Raw genomic sequence first — 10,054 nt, forward strand, 5'->3', positions numbered from 1 at the left:
GGAAAGATTCCTATACTCTAGAATTGTCCAGAACATTTGCTGATTCACTCAAAGCTATAACAGGCAAGCTCCCTCACTTGATTGTCTGCCGCCTTCATAGAACCAAACTCGATGCGAACCGAGACGTGAATGAAGCGGCACAGGGAAACGGCCATGCGGGTAGCGCCTGGTCAGAATATCACGGTTACATTGAGTCAGCCAAAGATACCGTCTCAAAATATTTCCAGGGTGGTCTGTACATTGATATTCACGGCCAGAGCCGTCGGCCAAGAATTGAACTGGGATATCTGCTCGATACTGAAGATTACGTGCTCCCGGACTCTGCTTTAAACAATGAGCTTTATATCAATAAAAGCAGTATTAAAGCATTAGCACAATTTGCAACAGCAGACTTCGCAACAATTGTGCGAGGAGAAAATAGCATAGGAAGTATGTTGTTTGCATACGACTATCCCGTTGTGCCGTGTGTTGAAATTTCTGATCCTGGAACTGAAGGCTACTTCCGGGGTGGCTACAGCACAATTCGCCACGGATCACGGGATGGTGGTACCATAAGTGCTATACAGATAGAACTATATAAGGAAGGAATCAGAGATACTGCAGAAAACAGAGCGAGATTCAGCGGTATCTGTTCCCGTGCAATTGTTCTGTTCTTCAAAGAATACTACGGACTAGACCTAATTACCTCATAAACAAAACCCTGCTGTAAAGCAGGGTTTATTCTTTCTCTTATTCACGCCGGATTTCTAACCCGAGGAGATGCGCTAAGATTTAAGGCTTTTATAGTTTTACTTGTTGACCTCCGTAGCAGCATATAGACCCGGGTCTGAAGGAGCATTTTCATTGGAAGTCAACTCATCTTGGGCATATGGAACACGCTCAACATGCTGACTTGCCGCTGTATTGTTGAGTGGAAATGGTGGAATCAGATCCGTTTCTCCGGCACCACGGAGACGCCTATGGTCGTTAAAAGGCATAAAGCTGCCGAAACCGGAAATGTAACGCTCTTCAATAATCTCACGAAGTAACGCTTTGTCTTTGGTAACACCGTCACTGTTTTCCATACCGCCACTTTCGAAATCAGCTTCTACATATACATCGTAGGTATAGTTTGCAGAATCGTCAAAATTTGAATTAAGTCTCCCACCACTGGATAACCAGTCACGGTACGCATTCAAATGCGTAAGCCCATCAGAAAACCCTGATGTTCTGGCTGCCGCCTCAGCTTTGATTAACTGATTCTCTGTGTATGTTACCATAGGCTGGGGCTCGAACTGCTCGATTACACCCAAGTTGCCGGAGGCTGATGTTTCATCAATCTGGTAATAAGCAAACCGGGCCGTTTCATTTGTCTTGTCGTTGCCTCTGTAGACATCCGTGCTGTCATTGAGCAACTGCATGAGATAGCTGTTGCCGGTACCTAAATCACCTGTCCGAGATCCGGCCAGAATTGTATTGAACAGATTCTTATCGCCAGCATTAACAGAAGCGTCTCCCCGCGGTATATGCAGCAGATCACCATCCGAAGAAGAAATACCATTGTTGGCTGCAGATAGAGCGCCACTGTAGTCTTTTTGTACCAATGCATAGCGTGCTTTGAGAGTATACGCCGCGGCAATCCAATTATCTTTGTCACCACCGAAATAGATGTCGTAGACCTCACTTATGCTGGTGGCTGAGTTCAGATCAGAAATACCTTCATCCAAAAGGGATGACAGACTGTTCAACACTGAAACCTGTGAATCAAATGCCGGGTCATCAATCTCTCCTCCAATCTCTGAGTAAGGGACGTCACCCATGAGAATTGCCATAGTCCCAACTGCATAGGCTTCCATAATTTTCGAGATTCCCACCAGCAAATTATCATTTGGTGCAGTTTCTCTGATATGGCGGGTATTTGTTATGACGCCTGTGTAAACCAGATTCCATTCATCGTTTGATTCAACGGTGGATAGAGAGTAACCGTAGATATTCGAATACAGAGATGTAAACCCCGTTAACTGTCCGGAATACATCCCGCTGATACGGTTCAAATGGCCGCACTGGACAAGCGTATTGGCCAGCTGTGCCCCATTGAGAAATAATCTCGCATCAATATCTGAAAGCGTGATCTCGTTAGGATTGTCATTAAGATCATCCGGAATCTCACAGGAGGTTATAACCAGTAAGATAGCAACGAGAGAAACTGAAAAAAGATTTTTCATAACTGTTAATTCCTTTTTGGTAATATTCATCTTCTCGCCCTCCCTTAGAAGTTTGCCGCTACTGAGAACAGATAAGACTTAGTGCTTGGATTGGCAAAGTAGTCCAAGCCGAACCCGGTCTGGATCCCTCCAACATTGACCTGGGGATCAACACCGACCAGTTCCTTGTACCATGCAAACAGGTTACGCGCTGTGGCTGTAACCGTAACTGAACTAAGCCTCGTCATCTCCCGGAAGGAAGGTGAAGTCAGTGTATAAGACAGCGACAACTCCTTGATGCGGGAGAAAGTAGCATCTTTAACGGAGAAGTTGTAGGCCTGGTTGTCTCCAAAACCGCCACCTATACCGTGACGATACCAAGTTTCATCCAGAATTACGTCACCACCTCCAAAATCATGTACTTTGCCCCGAATCGTCGTTCCGGATGCAACAATATCGCCATCATAGTTCACGAGATCTTGGGTGAGTGTTGTCCTTTCAGCTGTATCCATGGTGGTCCCAAAACGGCGCAGCACCCACTGTGTCCGGGGTGAATACCTGCCGCCTTGTGAATGTTCGAAAAGGATATTAAGTCTGAAGTTTTTCCAGTGGGCGTTCACACCAACAGTACCACGCCAGTCAGGGTTCGGATCACCGAGCACTATGGGCAAGGATGTGATCTGAGGAAAGCCGTTAGCATTGAGTATCAGTTTCCCATCCACGGTGCCATCTTCAGTCTGCGATCCAGTTCCATAGAGAGAACCGATGGGGAATCCGACTTTCGCAACGGAATTGACAGAGCCAGAACCTAAGTAAAGAACTTCCGTTCCGGCTAAGTCTAAGACTTCATTCTTATTGGTGGCCCAGTTGAAAGTGAGGTCAAAACCCATATTGGTCTGATTTATCATATTCCATGATCCGTCAAGCTCTATCCCACTGTTCTTCATCCTGGCTGCATTTTGGTACTGAGTGTCATAACCTGATGAGGGAGAAAGAGTAACATTGATGAGCATGTCATTTATCTCATTTTGATAGCTAGTGAAACTGAGCGAAAACTTGTCATCAAAGAAACGAAGATCTACACCAAACTCCGTTTCTGTCTTAATCTCAGGTTTCAGATTAGGATTCCCCTGATCATCATCCACACGGTACCCACCTCCCCACAAGCCAACAGTGAGAGGGTCACTATAGGTACTATATGCGAATCCACTCTCCGCAAGTGTTTCAAAGCGATGAGCAGACGGCCTTACACCCACTTGACCATAGGCTAATCTCAACTTGCCGAAACTGATGGGAAGCGCTCCGCTGACCATATCGGTAAACTGATAAGCTAGGTCAGCTGCAGGATAGAAATAGGATTCATTGATCGTGGAATGGTTTTCAAAAGCACCAGACATATTCAAATAGATCTGATTCATAGCGTCTATTGAGAGTATACCATATGTCCTCGTTGAGCGAATAAAGAGCCGGCTGTTAGAAACATCAGATGCGTCCGAGGATGTGTTTACATTGGTGGTATGTTTGTCAGTGTTCACCAGGAACCCCGTAATATGACTCTCTGCCGTACTGTAAGCACGATCATTCATATTGTAACCAACCGTCGCCAACATGGAAGCAGAGGAACCGAGTGATATATTTTGACGTGCAATGACGTCATAATTGGTTTCACGATTGGAGATTCTATCTATATCTAAGACACCGGGATTAAAGCCTGCTCCGGCAGAGCCGGGTGGAAAAAATCCTTCACGATTATCGGTAAAACCATCCAAACCAGCACGAAGAACGATATCTGTTCCGGCTTTGGGAGTGATGATCATTTCATTTGATAGGATTAGGCGATTGACGTTTGTCAGGTCCTCCTGCTCATTGATTGTCCAGAGAGGATTATTGTAAATCGGATTGGTACTTGGGCCACCAAGCTGGCGCCGATAGGCACGATGCCGGTTAGAATACTCAGTTTTACTCCCATCAGAAGCTACATCTACAAATGATCCTTTATAATGAGTAATGTCAAAGTCAGGTGCCGTTCTGAGAAGACCCAACAGAAGACCGGCCACATTTGAACCTCGCTGACTACGATTTGAGACAGTGTACGTATAACCAACTTTGGAGCTCATGGTCATCCAGTCAGAGAGCCTGAATTTTGTATTTAGTCTGATATTGTCACGATCATAAAATGAATTCCGGATTATTCCATCCTGGCGTAGGCGACCATAACTGAAAAGGTACGTTTTGGTGGCATCACCGCCGGAGACCTGAAAATTATCCTGAACATAGGTACCTGTTCTGAAGACCTGATCAAAATTTGAGTCTACAAAAAGATCTTTCGAGTTCTTCCCTGTAATTTTGTATTGGGTGAATGAGCCATCTTCAGAAACAAAATAGTCGCCGCCTGTATCCACGTCATCAGCCCCACCTTTACGGTCAGGTATATAATCACCCCAAGATTCTGCTTGAGTTCCCGCCTTTTCATTTCGTCCCTGACCCCAGACGGTCTGCATGGGCAGTCGTTCATGGATTTCATCGAACGACATGGTACGTGTGTAGTTCATTTTCATTTTACCTGCGGCGCCCTCTTTTGTAGTGATAACAATCACGCCATTAGCAGCCCTGGAACCCCATAGAGCCGCGGCAGAAGCGCCTTTCAATACTTCCACAGATCCAATATCGCCAACATTAAGATCATTCATTCGAGACTGCTGCGAAGTGCCCCCGAACCTTGAATGACCGGCATAAATCTGGGAATTGTTGATAGGGACACCATCAACAATAATGAGAGGCTGACTTGCACCTGAAATGGTGTTGTGTCCCCGGATCCTGATAGAAGTACCGGCACCCGCGTCACCACTTACAGCACTCACCATAACGTTAGAAGCTTTGGCCGCTAAAGAATTTGCAATTAACGATTCACCTGAGCGCGCCATATCACTTGCAGCAACAGGCACACTGCTTGATCCCTGCTGATCACGGTTAGCCCGGAAACCAAGGGCAGTCACACTAATGGCTTGCAATCCAATAGCATCAACGGCTAGAGTAAAGTTTTGTGCTACTGAACCACTCATTGGGACACTGACAGTTGCTGATGAACTCTGATATCCGATAAAGGACGCAGTTACCGTCACTGTTTGACCTGTCACCGTCCCGGCTGGTACATTAATTGTATACGAACCATCCAGCGCCACTGCTGTACCCAAACCGGTACCTTCCACAACAACATTTGCGCCCACCAGAGGATCGCCGTTGTTATCATTAACGGTACCTTCTATAGAAGACTGGGCATACAAAAATCCGGATATAACAAATAGAACAAAAGCACTTCGGAATGTCTTCATAGTAGTGATCTCCAAGTTATTCTTCAATTTTTTCTCCCCTAGTGAAGGGCGGTGAGATTACAATCTGTTTACATTGAATAAAACAAAAAAAGAATCTTTAAAGTATAAACCACTCAACAGGTTCTTGCCTGTGCCTTTGGCAACCTTCAACTCACCCTTTCGGATCGGCGCTAATTAAATCAGGCGAATGACTGTTTCAATAGGGAAATATAGTCGGGTGTCGTGCCGCAGCATCCTCCGATGACAGTTGCACCTATGTCGTGCCATTTCTGACATTCGTCTCGATACCTTTCGGCGGGATACTCATCGGTGAACATCCACTCCGGAGGATTGAATTTGCCAACGTGGGCATAAACGCCCAGAGGTCCGCCCCAGATGGGAGCCAGCTCTTCCAGACCGGCGGTGATGTGATCCGGTGGGGCGCAGTTGAGAAGAAGTACGTCTGGCTCGAGCGGTCCCATAGCGTCCACCACCTGAGCCATGGTTTCTCCGCCCAGTAGTTTTCCATCCTTGTAAGGGACGAAAGCGATCCAGGCCGGCTTTCCCACTTCTTGCGCCGCTTTCAGCGCCACTTCCCCTTCCGATGTAGAATTGAAAGTCTCGAACAGGAAGATATCCGCACCGGCGTCGGCGTAGTCGGAAAGTTCTTCAATATATTCGTCATAAATCTGTTCCACATCCGGTGTTTTGTCCGGCCGGAAACACCATTCGAGGGTTGTGATGGAAGCGGCGATGAATGTGTCTTTCTGACCGGCTTCCTTGCGTGCTTTGTCCGCAAGTTTTACTGAATCTTGGATCAGCTCCCTCGCCCTGTCCAGCAATCCTTCAGCGCCAGTAGCGTTCAAGTGGTCGTTGCTGGCAAAATGGGCACGGAAGCTCCGCTTACTGAGCTGAAAGGTGTTGGTGGTTATGACGTCTGCACCGGCATGAATATAGTCTTGATGAATCTCGAGGTTCATTTCCGGCTCACTTTTAAGCTGATGACTGGCCCAGGTGTGGCCCCGCCTCAGTATCTCTGTGCCAATGCCGCCGTCAAGCAGTACGATTTCTCTGTCATCAATTTGCTGTTTCAGTTGATCGTAACTCATAAGCTTATCCCATCTGTTCTCTGATGGCGGCGATGTGTTCTGATGTGGTTCCACTGGATCCACCCACAATTTTTGCACCGCTGGCAAACCATTTGCAGGCAACCTCGGCATATTGTTCCGGGGATGTAAGATCGGTATCCTCAAACCGTGGATAGAAATCTGGCTTCCAGCTGGGCGGACTGTATCTTCCGACAGTAGCTTGAGCGCCCGCTGGTGTGCCGTCCAAAACAGCAGAGAGATTATTGGTGATAATGGAGAGAGGCGCACCCGAGAGCAGGACCGCATCTGTACCCTCTTCCCGTGCAATGGCTGCCGCCTCCTTCAAGGGTTCTCCGCTTAAGAGATTGCCAGCTGTATCCGGGATAAGACTGACCCAGACAGGAAGTCCCGTTCCCTTTACCGCCCGGACTGCTGCCGTCATTTCCGTTATGTTGTTCATTCCTTCAAGGAGAATGAAGTTGGCACCGGCATTAGCCAGAAGCTCAGAACATTCCTGGTGATGGGCAGAACATTCGTCAGTGTCGGGGGAAAGGTCGGGCCGGAACGGGTGATTCACAGTAGATATGGAGCCGGCTATAGGGACCGTGCCCGTTTTATCGGTTTCCTGCAGCGCTTCTTTTGCAAGGGTCACAGCACGGCGACACAGGTCGGCAGCCTTCGTCTCAAGGTTGGGAGCACCAATCTCCGCCATGTGTTCGGCGTCGCGGAAAAAGTTGATAAAGTTTCGTTTGGTCAAGTTGAAGGTGTGGGAGGTAATCACATCGGCGCCGGCGTTGAGATAATCCACATGAATCTGCCGAATTACATCCGGTGCGTCTTCGATGCCATGCTGTCGCCAACGGACGCCGCGGCGCATCAACTCAGTACCTATAGCACCATCCATGATGAGATGGCTGTCATTGCTGAGAATTTCTTGGACTCGTGAATAACTCATCGTTTTGTCATCAGAAAAAAAGAATGGCAAAATTAAGAAACGCTGAATCCATTTACAATTGGATTGCTTCTGCCATTGAACGATACCCAGTATATATATGATATGGGGTGATTTTGGCTCGGTTAGTGAGTTTTACTAGCCACAAACAAAGGATGCGGTCGAGAAGGTTATCGTCTAATACTTTAAATGCAATCATACTGTTATTTAATCACCCTTTAATTTCGTCCAGACAGGTCCAGTTTAGCAAAAATGGTGCATAGTGTAATGTCCGAGAAAATATGCTGTTATGAAAAAACAAATTCCAGATTGTTGATGAATGAACTCAAATTTAAGAATTACTGGGGATTTCAGTCATGAAATTACCACCCATTCCATAGGGCCCCATCGGCATAATCCCATACCAGGAATGCCTGTAATCGGTAATCCCACACCTGATTTGAAAGAGGCAGTTCCATACCAACAGCCAACCCAACGTGACCTCCCTTTGTTAAACCTATAGTGACCTGGGGGATGAGAGACACCTCTAATGTTCCCCCTTCTTGAAACGGGGTTACCACCCGTCCCTCTAGTCCGGGGAACAGGCGTCTGGGCCAGGCGGAATGCATCCAGTGACCAACGGCTGAAATTTCTGCTTTTCCTCCACTCATATTATTCAAAGGTAAACCCAATCTGAAATTTCCCTGGGCGGTAAAATCACCAGCCCCTTTGGCAAACCCAAGGTAGGGCACCAAGACACTACTCTGTTCATCTTCAAACAGGAATTCCACTTCCAAGCCGCCCCCCAGCAAAAGTTCTTTTTCCAGATCTGAAAAAAAAGCATGTTTCAGGCCTAACTCCAGTTCCGTACTACCGGAATTTTCTATTTTACTTGCTTTAATTTCATACTGAAACCGCTTTCCAAAACGGTTGGCATAGTAAAAGGTGTTTTTCATAACTCCTGAATTCCTTCCCCCATCAAATTGGGAGATAACCAGCGCCTCTTTTTCCGGGAACACTTTGATGGTACGTATGGGGCGAAGGAAATTGAGATCGCCGTGGGGATATCCCTTCGTATCCGCCAATGTTTTCAGATATACCACCACGGCGTCTATCTCCTTATCACTATAGGCCCCACCGTAAGCCGGCATCTGATCGGACAGACCCAACGGCCGGCCGCCATATTTCACCACAAGGAACCAGTCTGTTGCTGGTTCAGTGCTGTTAAAAAGGGGATCTGAAAGATCGGCGGGCAGCGGGTCAAAGCTTGAATAGTTGGGGTGATCTGGTGTCAGCCCTTCTCCTCCTGACCCATGACAAGGGACACAGCCGGCCGTATATACCGCCTCCCCTAGGGTAAGCACCGAGACATCGTGAGAGTCCCAGCTGCCAGCAGCATCCACGGGATTGGTAAGGCCTGTTATAAGAAAAAGGGGAAGGAAATATTTCACTGAAACTCTATACCGTGGTTCCCCAAATCGGAAACCGAAATAAACCCTTAATTCAGTGCATCAAAAAGATAACTGTATTTCGCCACAATGGACCGTGTCTGTGCCTGTATGGGAATGCCATCATAATCCTGAGTTTCATTATATACAAGGTATAGACCTGTTGCAGCAGATTGCTGCCAGATGAAGCGCCAGTTCATGGACCACTCATCAGACTGGCTGTTGTACTGGAGTAGGGATTGTATATACATCTTTGGAGAAAAAGCGTAGGTGAGCCTCGCTTTGATCAGATTGGTGACAAAATCTCCACCAGGCACACTAACATTGTTATAGTTTAAACTGAACTGAGAAGTGAACCTGTCACTGTAACGGAATTTCAGGGTGGGTGTCAGATTAATCCTTTCACCTCCGAAAAACCCGCCAATTGTGTTTCTGGAACTGAAACTGAGCTGTTTTGCATCGTTCGTCATTATCATGATCTGAACTTCTTTGTGATCATAGGTGGCGGCGGGGACAAAAACGTCCGATGCAATCTCAAACGGTTCCAGCACCCCCTCCTTGGTAAGGTTCGTCCCTGTATGTATCTCAAAACCGCTCCTGAATTCCCAGTGTGTATCGATATGCCAACGCCCTGACTCTTGAAAGCCGTTCAGTTTCCAGTAGCCGTCATAATTGACATGGGGCCTGAATTCCAGAAGTCCAAACAGGTCTTCAGGACGAAAACGAGTAAAGACTCGTCCAGACCATTTCCGGTAGTTTTCCCGCTTAAGGTATCCCATTTCCGGGTTGAAGTTTGGTCCCACTTCAGAGTAGGAGAGCAAACTGGACACCTGCTTTGTGTTCCTACCAGCCTGTATCCTGTAAGCATAGGCTTTATTCCTATCCAAACCGGGTGTTTCCGTTATGCCGGCAAACCCCACAATTTGACTCAATTCTCCAATACCCAGTTGACCATCCACAGCATAACCGCGATTGGCATAACCACCCTCCCCCAGATGGTTAAGATCAGTAAACATGCCACCAAAATAAGTGCGGTTGGGAAGCTCCTTCTTCAGCCGCATGACAGAATAGTGATTCCCGTCCGTCACATCCT

General features: G+C 47.1%; 6 protein-coding genes. 1 reads left to right on the forward strand and 5 read right to left on the reverse strand.

Annotation, left to right across the window (positions count from 1 at the left end):
- The first annotated feature begins 23 nt into the window (after nt 1-23).
- Nucleotides 24-692, forward strand: a complete 669-nt coding sequence (locus EYO21_02645) for a hypothetical protein (GenBank protein HIB02709.1) — start codon at nt 24-26, stop codon at nt 690-692.
- Nucleotides 693-788: 96 nt separating this feature from the next.
- On the opposite strand, the gene EYO21_02650 is transcribed toward EYO21_02645, so the two are convergent.
- The 5 genes from EYO21_02650 to EYO21_02670 all read right to left on the reverse strand — a co-directional run bounded on the left by EYO21_02650 (nt 789) and on the right by EYO21_02670 (nt 8,964).
- Nucleotides 789-2,234 (reverse strand): SusD/RagB family nutrient-binding outer membrane lipoprotein, encoded by a 1,446-nt coding sequence (locus EYO21_02650; protein ID HIB02710.1) that lies wholly within the window; start codon nt 2,232-2,234, stop codon nt 789-791.
- Between the two features lie 14 nt (nt 2,235-2,248).
- Nucleotides 2,249-5,542 carry a SusC/RagA family TonB-linked outer membrane protein gene (locus EYO21_02655; GenBank protein HIB02711.1) on the reverse strand — a complete coding sequence of 1,098 codons (3,294 nt, stop codon included), beginning with the start codon at nt 5,540-5,542 and terminating at the stop codon, nt 2,249-2,251.
- A 152-nt stretch (nt 5,543-5,694) separates the two neighbouring features.
- On the reverse strand, nt 5,695-6,714 hold the full coding sequence (locus EYO21_02660) for a homocysteine S-methyltransferase family protein (protein ID HIB02712.1): 1,020 nt from the start codon (nt 6,712-6,714) through the stop codon (nt 5,695-5,697).
- The gene (locus EYO21_02665; protein HIB02713.1) at nt 6,608-7,537 is read right to left on the reverse strand and encodes a homocysteine S-methyltransferase family protein; all 930 of its coding nucleotides are present in this window, start codon (nt 7,535-7,537) and stop codon (nt 6,608-6,610) included. Before EYO21_02665 ends, EYO21_02660 begins: the two co-directional genes overlap by 107 nt.
- Before the next feature lie 359 nt (nt 7,538-7,896).
- A complete protein-coding gene (locus EYO21_02670; GenBank protein ID HIB02714.1) occupies nt 7,897-8,964 on the reverse strand; it encodes a cytochrome c in 1,068 nt (355 codons plus the stop codon).
- Nucleotides 8,965-10,054 lie beyond the last annotated feature (1,090 nt).

The organism is Candidatus Neomarinimicrobiota bacterium, from assembly GCA_012964825.1.
GTDB lineage: Bacteria > Fidelibacterota > Marinisomatia > Marinisomatales > S15-B10 > UBA2125.